We start from the raw sequence: 17,168 nt of genomic DNA, 5'->3' as shown, positions 1-17,168 counted from the left end.
CGGCCTGCGTATCGGTGTTCTGGCGTCGAACCCGGATCTGTACAGTAATCAGCGGATTATGGAAGCCGGCGCCGAGCGCGGCCACCGCATGACCTTCCTGAATATTCGCCAGTGTTACATGAAGTTGGATTCCGCTGAGCCAGAAGTGCACTACCGGGACGGCCGGATTCTCAACAATCTGGATGCGGTCATCCCGCGTATTCGCCCGAGCCAGACGTTTTACGGCTGCGCCCTGACCCGTCACTTTGAAAGTATCGGTGTTTACGCGCTAAACGGTTCTCAGGCCATCAGTCAGTCCCGGGACAAGCTCTATTCCCTGCAATTGCTGCAGGAAGGCGGTTTGAATATTCCGATTTCCGGTTTCGCCAACTCACCGATGGACACCAATGAGCTGATTGAAATGGTCGGCGGCGCACCGCTGATCGTAAAGCTGCTCGAAGGCACCCAGGGGCGCGGTGTGGTGCTGGCGGAGACCCGCAAGGCGGCAGAGTCGGTGATCAATGCGTTCAAGTCGCTGAAAGTAAACTTGCTGGTGCAGGAGTTTATTCGCGAGGCCCAGGGCAAGGATCTGCGGCTGTTTGTGGTGGATGGCAAGGTATTCGCCGCCATCCAGCGGGAAGCGGCACCGGGCGAGTTCCGTGCCAATATTCATCAGGGCGGTACCGCGTCGGTAGTAAAGATTCTGCCGGAAGAGCGCAAACTGGCGATCAAGGCGGCAAAAACCCTGGGCCTGAAAGTGGCCGGTGTGGATATCATCCGTTCCAAGAAGGGGCCTCTGCTGCTGGAGGTGAACTCCTCACCGGGCCTTGAGGGGATCGAGAGCGCTACTCGCAAAGATGTGGCGGGCTCCATGATCATGGCGATCGAAAAGGCGTTGAAGTGGCGCCCGACGATTCCTGTTGGGGACGTAGAAGACTGAGTGACTGCCCCGGCGCCGGCGGTGTACGTTTTCTGGCGCCCGGCTTGCGCTCCGCCCGTGGTGGGGGAGGCTGGTCGAGACTAGTCTTTGGGGAGCCTCACCGCTGATTTACCGGTGGGGCCATCATTCGCGCCGGTGACCCCAGAGATGTATAGCCTCAGTCAATTAATTTCCCCTAAGACGTCGGCATGCTGTCGTTTGCTGTGCTGCGGTCTTTTACTCAGCGCGCTGGCCATCAGTCCCGCCCGCGCGGATTACCTCTCCGATACAGATCTTGGCCGTAAGGTCATGGTTGACTATATCGTCCATTTTGCCCACCACTTCCAGTGGCCCATCGAGGTGTTCAGTGGTTCCGCCGCCCCTTTCCGGATCTGCGTGATGGGCGATGATGCCCTGATGTCTCCACTGGCGGTGCGCTTTCACCGCCATCGTATCCAGGGGCGTATGGTCGCCCTGGAAACCGTAAACGATGGTGAGAACATGCGCGCGCGCAGCTGCCAGATTGTGGTGATGGGTGATGAGCTGGGTAAAGAGCCGATGGCCAAGACTATCGGTGCTCTGGAGTTCTTTCCGGTGCTGACTGTGAGTGATGTCAGTCGCTTTACCCTGTTGGGGGGCATGGTGGAGTTCTCCGGCAGTGGTGCCAACATGTCGCTGCAGCTGAACAAAACCCGCCTGGATCGCGCCGAGCTGAAAATGGGCACCAGCCTGTTTCGACTCACGCGCACCGCGAACTAACGAGCATTTTCCATTCCTCGAACAGGCGTGTCGGAGATCTCAAGCTGGCGCAAATTTGTACTGGCGATCTGCGCCGTTTTCCCGTAGAATCTGCGCCCGGCTTGGAAAGGTCCCACCGTAGTTTCCCGCGCCATATGGCGTCCCCGCTGTCCGATCAGGAACGGGGAGGCAGGCAGCAAGGGCCCGTGGCTTTCCAGCCTCGAATTGCGCCGGTGCCGGCGGATTTTTCCGCCAATTCAACCGTAATACTGGTTGCCGGCCACACCGTGAGAGCCTAGGTAAATGCCTCAGTGAGCGCCCGAGAAGAACTCTATAAATAAGCGAGATGAAGCTGAAGTTTCATCTCGCTTTTTTATAAAGGGCGCAGAGTAAAAAGTTGCAGCTGTAACTTCACTGAACGTGCACCCTCTCACCCTGCCCGGAAGCTGTTCTGACGACTGGAGATTGAATTGAACAACGCCGTTCCCACGCCGGAATCCCTGATGCCCAGCACCACCCCGGCACTGCTGGTGCTCGCCGATGGCAGTGTCTTTCGCGGTCGCGCTATCGGCGCGGAAGGCTCAACCGTTGGTGAGGTGGTTTTCAACACCTCCATGACCGGTTACCAGGAAATCCTGACAGACCCGTCTTACGCCCGCCAGATCGTTACCTTGACTTATCCCCATATCGGCAATACCGGCACCAACTCCGAAGATGAAGAGTGTGGTGAAACCTGGTCTGCCGGACTGGTGATCCGCGATCTGCCGCTGCTGGCTTCCAGCTTCCGCAGTGAGCAGTCTCTGGAAGACTATCTGAAGGCGCGCAATATCGTCGGCATCGCCGATATCGACACCCGCCGGCTGACCCGCATCCTGCGGGACAAGGGCGCCCAGAGCGGTTGCATCATTGCCGGCGAAGGCATCGACGAAGCAGAAGCACTGAAAAAGGCCCAGGAATTTGCCGGCCTCAAAGGCATGGATCTGGCGAAGGTCGTCTCCACCAAGGAGAAGTACGACTTCAACGAAGGCACCTGGGAATTGGGGCAGGGGCACAAGCCGGCACCGGCGGCGCAGCCCTACAAAGTGGTGGCCTACGACTTCGGCGTTAAGCGCAACATCCTGCGCATGCTGGTAGATCGCGGCTGCAGCATCACTGTGGTACCGGCGGAAACCCCGGCATCAGAAGTGCTGGCAATGAACCCGGACGGTGTCTTCCTGTCCAACGGCCCCGGCGACCCCGAGCCCTGCGACTACGCCATCAAGGCGATCCGGGAAGTCCTTGATGCCGGTCTGCCCACTTACGGCATCTGCCTGGGCCACCAGCTGTTGGGCCTGGCGGTAGGCGCCAAGACCGCAAAAATGAAATTCGGCCACCACGGCGGCAACCACCCGGTACAGGACCTGAACTCCACCAAGGTGATGATCACTGCGCAGAACCACGGTTTTGCGGTGGATATGGATTCCCTGCCGGAGAATGTGGAAGTTACCCACAAATCCCTGTTCGATGGCACTCTGCAAGGCATCCGCCTGAAGGACAAGCCGGCGTTCAGCTTCCAGGGTCACCCGGAAGCGAGCCCGGGCCCACACGATGTGGCGCCGCTGTTCGACCAGTTTATCGAGATGATGGAAGCGCGCCGCTAAGCCGCCTCTACTGAAACGAAGACCAGAATTTTATCCACCGGCCGCGGCCGGCTAGATACGGAAGAAAGATGCCAAAACGCACAGACATTAAAAGCATTCTGATCATCGGCGCGGGCCCCATCGTCATCGGTCAGGCCTGTGAATTTGACTACTCCGGCGCTCAGGCCTGTAAGGCCCTGCGGGAAGAGGGGTTCCGGGTAATCCTGGTGAACTCCAACCCGGCCACCATCATGACCGACCCGGCCATGGCGGACGCCACTTACATCGAACCGGTGGAGTGGAAGACCGTTGCCAAGATCATCGAGAAAGAGCGCCCCGACGCGATCCTGCCCACCATGGGCGGCCAGACCGCACTGAACTGTGCGCTGGCGCTGGACAAGCACGGCGTGCTGAAGGAATTCGGTTGTGAGCTGATCGGTGCGGACAAAAACGCCATCGAAAAAGCGGAAGACCGCGACCTGTTCGACAAGGCGATGAAGGCCATCGGCCTGGAAACCCCGCGGGCCAAGATCGTTCACTCCATGGAGGAAGCGAAAAAGGTACCGGAAGAGTTCGGCTTCCCGGTGATTATTCGCCCGTCTTTCACCATGGGTGGTTCCGGCGGCGGTGTGGCTTACAACTGGCCAGAATTTGAAGAGATCTGCAAACGCGGTCTCGATCTGTCTCCCACCAATGAGCTTCTGATCGACGAATCCCTGCTCGGCTGGAAAGAGTACGAGATGGAAGTTGTGCGTGACAAAAACGACAACTGCATCATCGTCTGTGCCATCGAGAACTTCGATCCCATGGGGGTCCACACCGGTGACTCCATCACCGTAGCCCCGGCACAAACCCTCACCGACAAGGAATACCAGCTGATGCGGAACGCATCCATCGCGGTATTGCGTGAGATTGGTGTGGAAACCGGCGGTTCTAACGTGCAGTTCGGTATGGATCCGAAGACCGGCCGCATGGTGGTGATCGAGATGAACCCGCGGGTATCCCGCTCCTCCGCACTGGCCTCCAAGGCCACCGGCTTCCCGATCGCCAAAGTCGCGGCCAAGCTGGCGGTGGGTTACACCCTGGACGAACTGCAGAACGACATCACCGGCGGTGCCACGCCGGCGTCTTTCGAGCCGTCCATCGACTACGTTGTGACCAAAATTCCGCGCTTCACCTTCGAGAAGTTCGGTGAAGCGGACGCGCGACTGACCACCCAGATGAAATCCGTGGGTGAAGTCATGGCCATCGGCCGCAACTTTCAAGAGTCCATGCAGAAAGCCCTGCGCGGTCTGGAAGTGGGCTCCTTCGGTTTCGAGCCGAAGATCGACGCCGCAGAAGTGGGCTCCATGGAGCGCCTGCGTCGCGAACTGTCCGTTCCGGGCGCCGAGCGTATCTGGTACGTGGGCGATGCCTTCCGTGTAGGCATGAGCATTGACGAAGTCTACGAACTTTCCGGTATCGACCCCTGGTTCCTGGTACAGATCAAGGAACTGATGGATATCGAAGAGCCGCTGAAGACCATGCCGACTTCGGCGCTGAATGCCGAGACCATGCGCTTCCTGAAGCGCAAGGGCTTCTCCGACAAGCGCCTTGCGGACCTGCTGGGGGTGAGCCAGAAAACCGTGCGGGAATTCCGCCATAAAATGGGTGTCTTCCCCGCCTATAAGCGAGTGGACACCTGTGCTGCCGAGTTCGCCACCAGCACCGCCTACATGTACTCCACCTACGATGAGGAGTGTGAAGCGGAGCCCACGGACAAGAAAAAAATCATGGTACTCGGCGGCGGTCCAAACCGTATTGGCCAGGGTATCGAGTTTGACTACTGCTGTGTGCACGCGGCACTGGCCATGCGTGAAGACGGTTACGAGACCATCATGGTCAACTGTAACCCGGAGACCGTTTCCACCGACTACGACACTTCCGACCGCCTCTACTTCGAGCCGGTAACCCTGGAAGACGTGCTGGAAATCGTGCGCAAGGAAAAACCGGTGGGCGTGATCGTACAGTTCGGTGGCCAGACCCCGCTGAACCTGGCGCGCTACCTGGCCAACGAAGGTGTGCCGATTATCGGTACTACGCCGGAGCAGATCGACCGCGCGGAAGACCGTGAGCGCTTCCAGCAGATGATCATGCGCCTCGGCCTCAAACAGCCACAGAACGCCATCGTGCGCTCCGAGTTTGAAGCCATCCAGCGCGCGAAAGAAGTGGGTTACCCACTGGTGGTGCGCCCATCCTACGTATTGGGCGGCCGCGCCATGGAGATCGTCTACAAGGAGGACGAACTCAAGACCTACATGAAGGAAGCGGTGGAAGTCTCCGAGGACGCACCTGTGCTGCTGGATCACTTCCTGCACTCCGCCATCGAGGTGGACATTGATGCGGTGTCCGACGGCCAGGACGTGGTGATCGGCGCGATCATGCAGCACATCGAACAGTGTGGCGTGCATTCCGGTGACTCCGCCTGCTCCCTGCCGCCCTACAGTCTGCCGGCGGACGTGCAGGACAAGATGCGCGAGCAGGTCAAAGCCATGGCCCGCGAACTGGGTGTGGTTGGCCTGATGAACACCCAGCTGGCCTATCAGGACGGCGAGATCTATGTGATCGAAGTGAACCCACGCGCGTCCCGTACCGTACCTTTCGTGTCCAAGTGCATCGGTACTTCACTGGCCAAGATCGCCGCTCGCTGTCAGGCCGGTATCAGCCTGAAAGAGCAGGGCTTTACCACGGAAATCGTACCGGACTACTACTCCGTGAAAGAGTCGGTGTTCCCGTTCAACAAGTTCCCGAAAGTCGACCCGATTCTCGGCCCGGAAATGAAGTCCACCGGTGAAGTCATGGGCGTGGGCGAAACCTTCGCTGAAGCCTTCGACAAAGGTCTGATCGGCGCCGGCGATGCCCTGCCGGAGTCCGGCAAGGTGTTCATCTCCGTGCGCGATGTGGACAAGCCTGGTGTAGTAGACGTGGCCCGCGAGCTGGCCGGTCTCGGATTCGAGCTGGTGGCTACCCGCGGAACCGCCAAGGTCTTGCAAGAAGCGGATATTCCCGTTAAAACGGTGAACAAGATGAGCGAGGGGCGCCCGCATATCGTCGACATGATCAAAAACGACGAAATCGCCCTGGTGGTCAACACCACCGAAGGCCGTCAGGCCATTCGCGATTCCGCAGATATCCGCCGCAGTGCGGAAAACCACCAGGTTTGCTACACCACCACCCTGGCGGCGGCACGTGCCATGGCCATGGCCATGCAGATTGCCGAGCCGCACAAGGTGCGCAGCCTGCAAGAGCTGCACCAGCGTGTAGTGCGTCTGCAGGGCTGATCAGCGAGCCAATCTGCACCGCTTGCCGGAGTGGTGCACCGGAAGAGCTCCGCCGTTTGGCGGAGCTTTTTCGTTAAGGAAAACATTAAAAACCATTGCGGCCCATATTGTGCGGCCGTGAAATACTGAAAATGTGGAGGTTCCCATGAACCGCGTACCCATGACCGTCGAAGGCGCAGAAGCACTGCGTGCCGAATTGGAAGATCTGAAAAAAGTACAGCGCCCGGCTGTGGTGCAGGCCATTGCCGAAGCGCGCGAGCACGGCGATCTGAAGGAGAATGCCGAGTACCATGCTGCCCGCGAGAAGCAAGGGTTTATCGAAGGCCGCATTCAGGAAATTGAAGGCAAGTTGTCATTGGCACAGGTCATCGACGTAAAAGCGATTGAGCCGTCTGGAAAGGTGATTTTTGGTACTACCGTGACCATCATTCACCTGGAAGACGACAGTGAAGTGACCTACAAAATTGTGGGTGACGACGAGTCTGATGTGAAAAACAAGAAGATCTCAGTGAACTCCCCAATCGCCCGCGCGCTGATTGGTAAAGAGGAGGGAGATATTGTTGTGGTAAACACTCCGTCAGGTGCCATCGAGTACGAGATTGACTCGGTCGAACACATCTAACCCAGTCTCGTAAGAATAAAAAAGGGCGGTCAAATTGACCGCCCTTTTAATTTTGAGCAAACCTATTCCGCTGCGGACAACTGGAACTATTGCAAGATATTGGCCTGGTTTCCGATACCGATCTGCGAAACGATCGCAGTATTCGATGCGGAAATCTGGCTGATATAAGCACTGTTGAGCAGTCCATTTTGGCTGATAGTGGCGGAGTTACCGCCAAGTACACCAGCCTGGGAAATAACGGCCATGTTCGCAATGCCATCTTGTGTTACCAAGGCAGTATTGAAATTCGACGTCTGTGTCACGCTGGCGAAGTTGGCAACACCGTCCTGACTGATGTCAGAGCTGTTCCCTTGACCGGCCTGCGTGCTAAGTGCGACGTTGTAGGTACCGCTTTGCAGAATATTGGAGTACTGCCCCATGCCTGTCTGCGTGATAAAAGCCTGTTGGCCAATACCAAACTGGGTAATATGCGCATCGGAATCCTGAGCAGCAATCTGCCCGATATTCCCGTTGTGCAAAGAACCGAATTGAGTAATGGTGGCCAGGTTATCGCTGCCGGCAAGCTGCAAAATATTGGCGCTGTTGTTGTCGCCTACCTGGAAAATGTAGGCATCACTGTTGGTGACATCAATCTGAAGTACGGTACCCCAGTTATCCACGCCCAATTGAAAAATTGCATTGCTATTATCCTGTCCGCCAATCTGGAAAGAGTAGGCGTCATTAAATAGCCCGAACTGGGTGTGCTGGGTAATACTACCGAATGAGGCTACAACCGAGTTACTTTGGTTAAGGCCACCAGTCTGTGTCTTGATAATGACACTGCCATCCATGCCCGTCTGATCGATGAGCGCTGCGTTGCCGAACCCTGTTTGTGTAAGGATGGCAACGTTGTCTGACGCTGAGGCTAAACCGCTCGTCGCCAATGCAGCAGCTAACGCACAATAGTGGAAAGCTTTCATTGGAAACCCTCTACTGCTTACTTCAAAGGAGGTTCAGGATTATCCTGAACACCTGATGCAGTAATCGGCGGCCTTCCGGCCGCCGAAACTTCAACTGGTGTCTTACTGAACGATTACACCGAGGTTTGCAACACCGATCTGGGTGCCAACAGCAACGTTGTTGTCGCTGCCTTGCGCAGTGATGTGCAAGTTCAGTGCGCCGCCTTGAGCGGTGAATGCGGCGTTGCCGTCACCAGTTTGACCAACCAACGCAACGTTGAGTACACCAACCTGCAAGGTAGAGGCCAGGTTGTCATCACCGAGCTGATCGTGATCCGCAACGTTCAGCGCACCTACCTGAGTGATCATGGAGTCGTTGCCATTACCGGTTTGCAGAACGTCAGCCACGTTCAGAACACCAAACTGGTTGGACACGGAGGTATTGCCGTTGCCTTGTTGCAGGTGGTTGGCCAGGTTGGCAATGCCAAACTGGTTGGCAACTGCGGTGTTGAACAGGCTTGCAGACTGGTTGATGTTGGCTTGGTTCAACAGGCCATCCTGGTTGATGGTGGCGTCGTTGAATGCAGACTCATTCTGACCAATGTTACCGTTGTTCAGTACGCCTACCTGATTGATGGTAGCGTCGTTGAAGAAGGAGTTGCTCTGGAAGGTTGTCGCGTTGTTGAGAACACCAACCTGGTTGATAGTGGCATCACTGTCGATGCTGATAATGCCGTTTTGCAGAGAGAATGCGTTGTTCAGGGCACCAAACTGAAAGTGGTTGATGTCGTTGAACGCGCTGATCAGACCAACCTGCAGAGCGGTAGACAGGTTCACAAAACCGACTTGGGTTTGATAAACCTCGTTGAAGCCACCAATCAGCTCCAGCTGGGTAGAGGAAGCTACGTTGAAAGCACCAACTTGGGTTTGAACCGCAATATTGTCGTCTGCGAAAACACTGCCGCTGGTTGCAAGTGCGATGGCAGCAGCGATACGGGAAAACGTCTTCATGAGTTGCTCCTTTACTTCGGACGTTAGAATCCAACCAGCCCCAAGGGTGGAACTGATCTTCAATGGTGCTGAGGGCAGCGCCATATTTCTTTTCGGGTCTTTTGGCTGAACAGGTGGCAGGTCCCTGCCGAACATGTTCAGTAACCCGGTGAACGAATCAGTGTGCTGTGGCACACATGTCATTTCCTCTGTCTAAACCTTAAACCGTTAGGTTGGTTTTTAATCTAAAAGAGCAAAAAATGTTCACCTTGCTATTGATTGTTGTCGGTTGGGGGGAGGGTCGCTATAGGAGGGAAGTCATGAAAGAGTAGGAAGAAAGTACAGTTTTTAATCAGTATTGATTCTGGTTAGCCCGGTTTGATAACTGAAAGATTGTGTTTTGGCGGGAAAAGCCCTTCGCGGCGGGAGTTACATCGCCTCAAATAGAAGGGGCGTATAGGAAAAATGTTCAGAGGTGTATGGGGAAGGGCGAAATTTGGCTGAAGCAAAAATTAGACTGAAGTGCCGTGTATAGAAGGTACACCTGGTGGCTGTTACAGAGGTTCTTCGGTCAGTGGTTGAGTGAAACCGAGTTGCCGTGTCCGAATTGAGTGATAATGGCCGTCGATGAAACCCCGTTCTGAGTAATCGAGGTCGCATTCAGGTTACCGACCTGATTGATAAGCGCCTGGTGACTGCCGCCCAAACCGAAGATGCCGCTTTGCGATACCGCGATCTGGTTGAATGAGCCATTCTGGAAGGCGCTGATATTGCTGTAATTATCCTCCTGAAGAAGATCCATCTGGTTGGCAATACCCACCTGGATAATTTCTGCGTCCTGTAATAGTCCGGACTGTCGTGTACCCGCATAATTGAATGCGCCCTCCTGAGAGGTTGCAGAGAAGCTGCCACTGCCCATCTGCTGAACCGCAGTCACATTATCATTACCGCTCTGCTCTACATAACTGCGAGCATTGATACTTTGTGTCTGAGAAATATCGATCTGGTTTATCACACCGCGCTGAAATGTTTGCACACGGTTCAGGCCTCCGGTTGTCTGCTCAACTGATAGCTCATTGCCAAATCCAACTTGCTGACTGGCAGTAGCGCTTTCATAGCTGTAGACCTGTGTGACCTCTATCGAGTTCTGGGCGCCATATTGCTGGGTTGCCACTGTGTTGTTTACGCCGTATGCCTGCCACGCATGGGCATTGTTCAGGGCCCCATCCTGAGTTTGTACAATCGAGCTTCCGGATTCACTGTGCTGAATACCGTCAGCCGTATTGACGTTACCCTCCTGCGACTGCTGGATCGAATTATCGGCACCGGTGCTGGTTTGCGCAGTAATCGCCTGCACGTCGGACGCGGTAACCTGGTGCCGATAATTGCCCAGTTCTTCCGCAATGGCAGAGTGAGTGATAACCGCGAAACAAAGCGCCCCAATACGGGCATGGACAAATGCACGCTCGTGAGTGTTATGGCTCCGGATATCGTTTCTACGCTTAATCATATTGATTGATCGTGGTGGTCATGGATACGCCCGTCTGGGTGACCGCCGTATGCAGTCCATTGCCCCGTTGGTTGATGGTGATCTGGTGTGCCACACCGATCTGCTCAACGGTGGCCGAGTTTTGAATGCCGTACTGAGTGATTCCCGCTTTATGGGCGAAACCTATCTGGTCGAGCAGAATCTGGTTTTCATAGCCCGCCTGCAGGAGTATTGCAACATTACTCTCGCCCTGCTGGCTGGCGATGATACTGTTACTTTTGCCGACCTGATCGATTACCTGCAGGTTTCCATAGCCCGCTTGTTGAAGGGATAGATAGTTCACCGTACCTGTCTGGTCTGCGGCGACGTGATTGAAATTCCCCTCCTGGTGAATAACCGCCAGGTTGGCCGACCCGATCGCGGCATATAAGTCCAGTTCATTGGCCATTGAAAGCTCATGGGCCAGAGAAAAATCGTCGGCGCAAACAGGTTCCATGGCAAGTGCCAATAGTATCGTCCGCAAGGCGGCTTTTGGCAGGACGGTGCCAGAATTCATGTTCACCTCAGGTTATAAAATTTTATCCGGATCGTGTGGGGCTTTTACATGATCGCCGTGCTTTCGTTGAGATAATACTGGAGAACGGGACTGTTAATGTCATCCGGGTTTTGCAGCGACCAGGAGTTGTCGACAATGCCTTTGCCGATCAAATGAATGACTGCGGATTCCATCGCTGAAAGCATGGCCAGTTGCGCCGGTTCATTGGTGGTGGTTCCGGCTTCCAGTTCAAGCAAACGTTTGTATTTCACATAGCGGAATACATCGGCACTGATTGCTTTTGAGTAGACCGTCTTGGACGTCAATACAGTATGCAGAACCCTTCCTGATCGAATATCAATGGCTCGAAGGTTGACCGTTACCTGATCCACGCGGTATTGCTCATCGGCACCTATACCAAAGTATCGCGCTCCCGCACCACCGGTCTTTATATTGGTATCGTAGGCAACGATACCCCCTTCCAGAAGAATATTGGCAGCCACCAGAGAGGGCAAAGCCAGATTGTTTTCCGGTGCATTGGGTTTTGCCAGGGCCGCACGAATGATCTTGCGCTCGGTGAGGAGATTTTGCAGCCCTTCCCGTTCGAGCGGAATAAACCAGCCGGATTCGTTGAGCACATTCATCAGCATGGACGCTGCGCCCTGGGTTACCGCGGTAGAGAAACTGCTTGCGGGTGAGGGCTTGTACTGTCCCGTCTGGTCGCGAAAGCTATATACCGCAGCCAGAATCTTTCCTTTCGGCTGTGGCAGGTTGAGAAGGTCCCGGTAGGTTTCCGCCCTCGGCGTCAGCTTGGCCGCTTCTTCGCCAGGTCCGAAAAGGGCATCTCCAGTGTTCTTGACCGCTGTACATCCTGCCAATGCCGTAGCAAATGTCAGGGCGGTAACGAGTTTTGTACCTCTTAAAAACATCACGTTTATCTCCAATATTATTCGTGATTATCTGGGGTCACGGGGCGTTCCCGGGTACATCTAGGACGCGATCGCTTTACTTCCTCTCGTCGTTGTCTGTGTTGTTTCGATCAGTTTGACGGGTTCAGGCCACTGACGATAATTTCGCTCTTATCGCCGGTTGTACGGTCGGTGATCAGTACCGTGAGCTGACCGTCGTTATCCACGATCTGGACGATGAAATCATCGGTGACCAGCTCACCACTATTTCCATCACCGACGTCGGTAAGCAGCTGGTTGAGTAGTCGTGTCTCCAGTGAATCAGTGAAACGGTCAAGTGCGCTGGGTTGCTGGTAAAGGTCCGCCGGGTTATCCGGATCCTCATGGTCATCCTGTGATTGAGCGTTCTGAATCAGATAACTGCCGTTCAGCGGATTCCCGCCAAAATTCGGGTTTACCGGTTCATAGACAAGTTGAGATGCAACGCCATGGCTGCCCATGAGAACGAGGACGGGAGCTGCGGCCAGGGCGGCCAGCCTGGTAATTTTCATTAGAATTCATCCTTTCCTAGATCAAAATGATCGGTTAGTGCCTGACGGACCATTTCCTGAAGAACCATTTCGTGAATGGCCTTTGCGGTTTCTTCCGCGACTGCTCGAATATTGTTGGTGCTGGGACTGATAAACTGCCGAAATACGGTTTTGTTGTTATAGGTCACCCAGATCAGATTTCCCCAGCGAGCGGATGGACGTTCCTGAATGGTCAGGTTGTAGGTGCTATCCGGATAGTGCAGGTTTCGGTACTCGCTCATATAGCGAGCAAAATCATGGCCTGTTCGGGTAATCGTCTGGTCAACATTGAAGCCGCTGATTTCGTCTTCGATCTGGCCAGTGTCGGACTGAGTGGGGACCTCTTCGAGTCCCTGCCCATCATCCTGCGCCGAGCAGAGCACCGCTGGTAGGGTGAGCAGCGCAATCAATGCATGACATACAAGATGACAAGAGGCTTTCATATCCGCTCGACCTGTAGGTGGAGCTTTGCCCAGTTGCTCGCCTGAAGCCGGTTTTTCACCCCAATTTTCCGGTAAATGTTGTACATATGATTTTTTACCGTGTGCTCACTCAGGTGCAGTCGCGAGGCAATGATGCTATTCGGGTCGCCAGTGGTCAGCTGTGCGAGGATCTCCTGTTCCCGTTTGGTCAGTAGCAGTTGCGAGCGCGGGTCTGCCTCGGATGGAGCGCGCGCATTCTGTATGGAATATTCCAGCTTTTTTATCAGTTCTTTCTGGCTGGCGCGGTTGTCGCACAGGAAGGAAAATTTCCTGCTTTCCAGTGGCTGGGTAATATGCGCGGGTAGCCCCTGCGGGATATTGATAAGAATGACCTTGGAATGATCGATGCTTTTGAGGTAATTGAATTCCGCGCTGGGTGTTGATTTCGAAGAGAGGCCGAAGCAATCAACCACGATGGCATCGTATGTTTTAAGGCAGTGCTTTTGTTTGCCAAAGTCTGATTTCTCCCAGCTGAAGGGGAGTGACTGCGAAACAAGTGAGAACAATAAGTCCCCGTGTAGGCCGGAATCGCTCAGAAAGAGAATCGGCATGAATGTACCCCGTAATTAACCTCAGACGATCCCAGGTAGAGATTCATGCGCCAGTGCTGGCGGGAGGTTCCCCGCTGCAGGTCTCTCTCTTACTTCTATTTCAGGGGCCAATTGATCTCTGCCCCTTTTTCGAGAGCTCACGCAAGTCCGTTTAAGTGGAAAATCTCATTCCTTGAGAAATTTGTATGGAGTGTAGACGGGGCGCGAGGTAGTGCTGACGAATGCGGTGACAGATATAAAAGACTATTTTTTATTAAAAAATGAATTTTTAATAATGGAAAATCAGAAAAATATAATTTTGATTATTTAATGGAATATATTTCTATCGCCCACGCTACGCGGCTGTACAGAGTGTAGGGTTTCGGCAATATCATGCACGCTTATTCCCGCTGTAGTTTTCGGCGTCAGGGAGTGTCGAGGTGAGAAACGATACCAGTGCTAAGTCAAAATACGCTGTAAGGAATGAAGTGACGCCATCGGGGTATGACTCAATGGACGTTCTGCGTCTGCCAGACTATTAGTTCTTGGGTGGAGCGTGTGTTTAGGCGCGTAAATATTCTGAACGCCGAAAATGATAAGTGTGTCGGCAGGCTTCTCAACCATCGGCTACATGATGGTGTTCAACACGTATCCCGGTGCTGGCGGCGGGGTACGATCGAATCTGCGAAACCCGGGAAATTATTCAGGAAGACTATGCAAGGTTTCCGTTCGGATCGGCGAAAATTTATCAAAGTCTGCACCGTTGCCGGCATCAGTGTATTTGCGGCGCCTGCATTTTGGCGACAGAGTACTGCTGCACCGTCTACGGGAACTCCGGTGACGGACTGGCGGGGTTCAGGTGAATCACCGGCTTTCCGCATGGATGGTATCGCCAAAGTCACCGGGCAAAAAATATTCGGGCGAGACTTTCGCGCCATGGACATGCCCGATTGGGACAAGCAGCAGCATTATGCACTGGTCTTGCGGTGCAACCGCGTAGAGCGTCGGTTTGATGGCATTGACTGGAGCCAGATACCTTCGGACTGCCAGCCTTATCAGCGTATTACCGCGCAATCTCTGTCCGAGAAGAAGGTGAAGTTGCCGCCGTTTTACGGCGATGCCATGCTTCTGGCGGAAGGTGCGTCACCCCACTACTACGGGCACGCGGTGGCCATTCTGCTGTTTGACGATTTTGCAAAATACAATGGGGCCAAGCAGGTTTTACAGTTCAATCGGAAGGTGATCCGCTATGGCGATGCGACGCCGCCGGTGGTGCGTGATCCCTATGCCAGCTGGCGAATTATCCGCGTGGAAGGGCCGGATGGCCCGAGTGGTGAAGACCTGTACTCCCCCCTGCAGGATGGCCTTTTCTTTCCCAGCTATAAAAATCGCAAAGTGGAGTGGCCGACGGAAGCCGATAAAGCTGGAGATGTCAGCGAACGGGGCATCTATTACGCTCAGGAAATTCGCGCTCAGTCGCGGAAAGAGTCCAGTGCAGGAAACTGGCATCTGGTTGAGGGGGAATACAAGACACAGATCATTGATCCGATGATGATGGAACCGGAAGCGTCCAACGTATGGTTTGACCGACCCCGGCAGGCTCTACATCTGGTATTGACCAGTCAATCCCCTCAGGACTTTCAGGAGCTCGCGGCACACATGATTGCCGAGAGCGGCTTTGCTGACCATATAAAAAGTATTGTGGTGCACTCATCGGTGGTCGGTGGTGGGTTCGGAGCAAAGGATCACTCTATTTTCCCTTACTACGGTTTGGTTGCCGGTCTCTTTGCCAAGGCCCCGGTGCGCTTGGCCAATAATCGTTTCGAACAGTTCCAGGCGGGGCTCAAGCGACATCCTTTCCATATGCGCAACATCCTGGCGGTGGACAGAACCAGCGGAAAGTTTCAGGCACTGATTTCTGAAATGCAGGTCGACGGTGGCGGGCGTCAGAATTTCAGTGCATCGGTATCAATGGTCGGTGCCAGTGCGATACAGAGTATCTATTACCTGCCACGCAACGATATTTCTGCAATTGCCAACCAGTCCATGAATGTGGATTCCGGTTCTATGCGTGGTTACGGCACCCTGCAAACAATGTCCGCGATGGAAATGATGGTCAATCAGGCGGCAGCAGAGCTGGATATTGACCCGATTGAGCTTCGCTTGCGCAACGCCTTTCAGAATGGTTGGCGCAATACCCAGGGCGCTGTGCCAAGAGTGGGTGTACGTTACACCGAACTGCTCGAGCGGGCGAAGACTCATCCCATGTGGCAGGAACGCGCCACACGTAAGCAGACTTTCGAGGCGGAGAATCCCGGCTTGCTGTTCGGTACCGGCTATGCGATTGCGACCAAAGACTACGGTACCGGTGCTGCCGCTCCGAGTGCTGCGGTGCAGTTTGATAAGGAAGGCCGCCTGTCCATGGCGGTGGAATTTATGGAAATGGGGACGGGTATCAGTACCTCCCAGTCGATGCTGCTGGAAAGTGTTCTGGGGCAGGCGGCGCAGCGGTGTGACGTCGGGGAGGTGGATGCGTGGCATGCGCTCCGTCAGTTCCAGACTGAAAGCCCCTACACCATGAGTCAGGATCACCAGGATAAAATGTCGCGCAACCCTCTGTGGACACCGGTGACGGCGATGGCCAGCGCAGCATCCATGTCCGCCTATTTCCAGAGTCACGCGACCCACCGCGCTGCGGAAATTCTGTTGGCGCAGGGACTTTTGCCCGCCGCGCAACGCTTGTGGAAAACCGGACCTATCGATCCGGCGCAGATCGAGTGGCGTAATAGCCGGCTGCACTATGGCCAACATAAGCCCCTACCACTGAAGGTGCTGGCAGAAGAGGTGCATCGCAGCGGAGGGATTACCGGTGTCATGGTACACAGCTTCAACCGCTGGGAGTGGGCGGAGGCGGATTTCGAGCTCGACGGTGTGAAATACACCTGGGGAGTGGACGGGCTCGCTTTGCGACACGGCGGTAGCTCCGACAGAGTCGTTGGCGGCGAATACGAGGTGGTAGAGCGTAAAGCAGTGCGTTACCCCAGCACAGCGCTGAATAATGCCATGGTTACCTACTATGCGCCGACAGCGGCACTGGTGGAAGTGGCGGTTAACCCGGGAAGTGGGGAGGTGACCATCCACGGGCTGCAGAACTATATGGATTGTGGGCGCGCCATTGTTCCTCAATTGGTGGAGGGGCAAATTGAGGGTGGGGTGGCCATGGGAATCGGTCATGCGCTCTATGAGGTGCTACCGGCCTTGGGAGAGGGTGCAGGTAATGGCACCTGGAATCTCAATCGCTACCAGGTACCGCTTGCCCGGCATGTACCGGTATGGAATCAGCAGCACGACATTCTGCCCCCCGAATCGGAGCAGGACCCGCACAAGGGGATCGCGGAGGTGGTCATGATCCCCATCGTTGCAGCACTGGTTGAGGCCATTTACCAGGCGACCGGTAAGCGGTTTCATGAAACGCCGGTATCACCTGAAAAATTGCGCCGGGCACTCAACCCCCAGGTACTGTGAGGAAA

14 protein-coding genes are annotated in these 17,168 nt (G+C 54.9%); 6 read left to right on the top strand and 8 right to left on the bottom strand.

Annotation, left to right across the window (positions count from 1 at the left end):
* Positions 1-4 precede the first annotated feature (4 nt).
* The 5 genes from rimK to greA all read left to right on the top strand — a co-directional run bounded on the left by rimK (position 5) and on the right by greA (position 7,197).
* On the top strand, positions 5-919 hold the full coding sequence (gene rimK, locus AU11_RS09915) for a 30S ribosomal protein S6--L-glutamate ligase (RefSeq protein ID WP_231492013.1): 915 nt from the start codon (positions 5-7) through the stop codon (positions 917-919).
* 147 nt (positions 920-1,066) lie between these two features.
* Positions 1,067-1,657, top strand: coding sequence for a YfiR family protein (locus AU11_RS09910; protein ID WP_231491819.1), 591 nt, complete (start codon positions 1,067-1,069; stop codon positions 1,655-1,657).
* A gap of 482 nt (positions 1,658-2,139) precedes the next feature.
* Entirely contained in the window at positions 2,140-3,276 is a 1,137-nt protein-coding gene (carA, locus tag AU11_RS09905) for a glutamine-hydrolyzing carbamoyl-phosphate synthase small subunit (RefSeq protein WP_043319091.1), read from the top strand.
* A gap of 68 nt (positions 3,277-3,344) precedes the next feature.
* Positions 3,345-6,575 carry a carbamoyl-phosphate synthase large subunit gene (carB, locus tag AU11_RS09900; RefSeq protein ID WP_043319089.1) on the top strand — a complete coding sequence of 1,077 codons (3,231 nt, stop codon included), beginning with the start codon at positions 3,345-3,347 and terminating at the stop codon, positions 6,573-6,575.
* 145 nt (positions 6,576-6,720) lie between these two features.
* On the top strand, positions 6,721-7,197 hold the full coding sequence (gene greA / locus AU11_RS09895) for a transcription elongation factor GreA (protein ID WP_043319088.1): 477 nt from the start codon (positions 6,721-6,723) through the stop codon (positions 7,195-7,197).
* Between the two features lie 86 nt (positions 7,198-7,283).
* On the opposite strand, the gene AU11_RS09890 is transcribed toward greA, so the two are convergent.
* From AU11_RS09890 to AU11_RS09855, 8 genes are all read right to left on the bottom strand, one after another.
* The gene (locus AU11_RS09890; protein ID WP_081848050.1) at positions 7,284-8,156 is read right to left on the bottom strand and encodes a hypothetical protein; all 873 of its coding nucleotides are present in this window, start codon (positions 8,154-8,156) and stop codon (positions 7,284-7,286) included.
* 102 nt (positions 8,157-8,258) lie between these two features.
* Complete coding sequence (locus tag AU11_RS09885) at positions 8,259-9,146, bottom strand: hypothetical protein (RefSeq protein ID WP_043319084.1); 888 nt, start codon at positions 9,144-9,146, stop codon at positions 8,259-8,261.
* 550 nt (positions 9,147-9,696) lie between these two features.
* Positions 9,697-10,635 carry a hypothetical protein gene (locus AU11_RS09880; protein WP_043319083.1) on the bottom strand — a complete coding sequence of 313 codons (939 nt, stop codon included), beginning with the start codon at positions 10,633-10,635 and terminating at the stop codon, positions 9,697-9,699.
* Positions 10,628-11,170: a hypothetical protein gene (locus AU11_RS17725; RefSeq protein WP_051687149.1), complete on the bottom strand. Its 543-nt coding sequence runs from the start codon at positions 11,168-11,170 to the stop codon at positions 10,628-10,630. The genes AU11_RS09880 and AU11_RS17725 overlap by 8 nt, the downstream gene beginning before the upstream one ends.
* A 44-nt stretch (positions 11,171-11,214) precedes the next feature.
* Positions 11,215-12,078, bottom strand: a complete 864-nt coding sequence (locus AU11_RS09870; RefSeq protein ID WP_051687148.1) for a CsgG/HfaB family protein — start codon at positions 12,076-12,078, stop codon at positions 11,215-11,217.
* 110 nt (positions 12,079-12,188) lie between these two features.
* Positions 12,189-12,608 carry a curli assembly protein CsgF gene (locus tag AU11_RS09865; protein WP_043319081.1) on the bottom strand — a complete coding sequence of 140 codons (420 nt, stop codon included), beginning with the start codon at positions 12,606-12,608 and terminating at the stop codon, positions 12,189-12,191.
* Positions 12,608-13,069: a CsgE family curli-type amyloid fiber assembly protein gene (locus tag AU11_RS09860; protein ID WP_081848049.1), complete on the bottom strand. Its 462-nt coding sequence runs from the start codon at positions 13,067-13,069 to the stop codon at positions 12,608-12,610. Before AU11_RS09860 ends, AU11_RS09865 begins: the two co-directional genes overlap by 1 nt.
* Entirely contained in the window at positions 13,066-13,659 is a 594-nt protein-coding gene (locus AU11_RS09855; protein ID WP_043319079.1) for a helix-turn-helix transcriptional regulator, read from the bottom strand. The genes AU11_RS09860 and AU11_RS09855 overlap by 4 nt, the downstream gene beginning before the upstream one ends.
* Positions 13,660-14,475: 816 nt before the next feature.
* Here AU11_RS09855 and AU11_RS09850 point away from each other — a divergent pair.
* Positions 14,476-17,163 (top strand): xanthine dehydrogenase family protein molybdopterin-binding subunit, encoded by a 2,688-nt coding sequence (locus AU11_RS09850; protein WP_197023816.1) that lies wholly within the window; start codon positions 14,476-14,478, stop codon positions 17,161-17,163.
* Positions 17,164-17,168: the final 5 nt, after the last annotated feature.

This window comes from Microbulbifer sp. HZ11 (assembly GCF_000708675.1).
GTDB lineage: Bacteria > Pseudomonadota > Gammaproteobacteria > Pseudomonadales > Cellvibrionaceae > Microbulbifer.
Note: the sequence above shows the minus strand (reverse complement) of the source record. Positions and strands in the feature narration are given on the sequence as shown.

What these genes read in the sequence shown, in the direction of transcription:
- AU11_RS09890 (WP_081848050.1), bottom strand. Translation starts at nt 8,156, where the DNA reads ATGAAAGCTTTCCACTATTGTGCGTTAGCTGCTGCATTGGCGACGAGC.
- AU11_RS09870 (WP_051687148.1), bottom strand. Translation starts at nt 12,078, where the DNA reads ATGTTTTTAAGAGGTACAAAACTCGTTACCGCCCTGACATTTGCTACG.
- AU11_RS17725 (WP_051687149.1), bottom strand. Translation starts at nt 11,170, where the DNA reads ATGAATTCTGGCACCGTCCTGCCAAAAGCCGCCTTGCGGACGATACTA.
- AU11_RS09860 (WP_081848049.1), bottom strand. Translation starts at nt 13,069, where the DNA reads ATGAAAGCCTCTTGTCATCTTGTATGTCATGCATTGATTGCGCTGCTC.
- greA (WP_043319088.1), top strand. Translation starts at nt 6,721, where the DNA reads ATGAACCGCGTACCCATGACCGTCGAAGGCGCAGAAGCACTGCGTGCC.
- AU11_RS09855 (WP_043319079.1), bottom strand. Translation starts at nt 13,659, where the DNA reads ATGCCGATTCTCTTTCTGAGCGATTCCGGCCTACACGGGGACTTATTG.
- carB (WP_043319089.1), top strand. Translation starts at nt 3,345, where the DNA reads ATGCCAAAACGCACAGACATTAAAAGCATTCTGATCATCGGCGCGGGC.
- carA (WP_043319091.1), top strand. Translation starts at nt 2,140, where the DNA reads ATGCCCAGCACCACCCCGGCACTGCTGGTGCTCGCCGATGGCAGTGTC.
- AU11_RS09910 (WP_231491819.1), top strand. Translation starts at nt 1,067, where the DNA reads ATGTATAGCCTCAGTCAATTAATTTCCCCTAAGACGTCGGCATGCTGT.
- AU11_RS09865 (WP_043319081.1), bottom strand. Translation starts at nt 12,608, where the DNA reads ATGAAAATTACCAGGCTGGCCGCCCTGGCCGCAGCTCCCGTCCTCGTT.
- AU11_RS09885 (WP_043319084.1), bottom strand. Translation starts at nt 9,146, where the DNA reads ATGAAGACGTTTTCCCGTATCGCTGCTGCCATCGCACTTGCAACCAGC.
- AU11_RS09880 (WP_043319083.1), bottom strand. Translation starts at nt 10,635, where the DNA reads ATGATTAAGCGTAGAAACGATATCCGGAGCCATAACACTCACGAGCGT.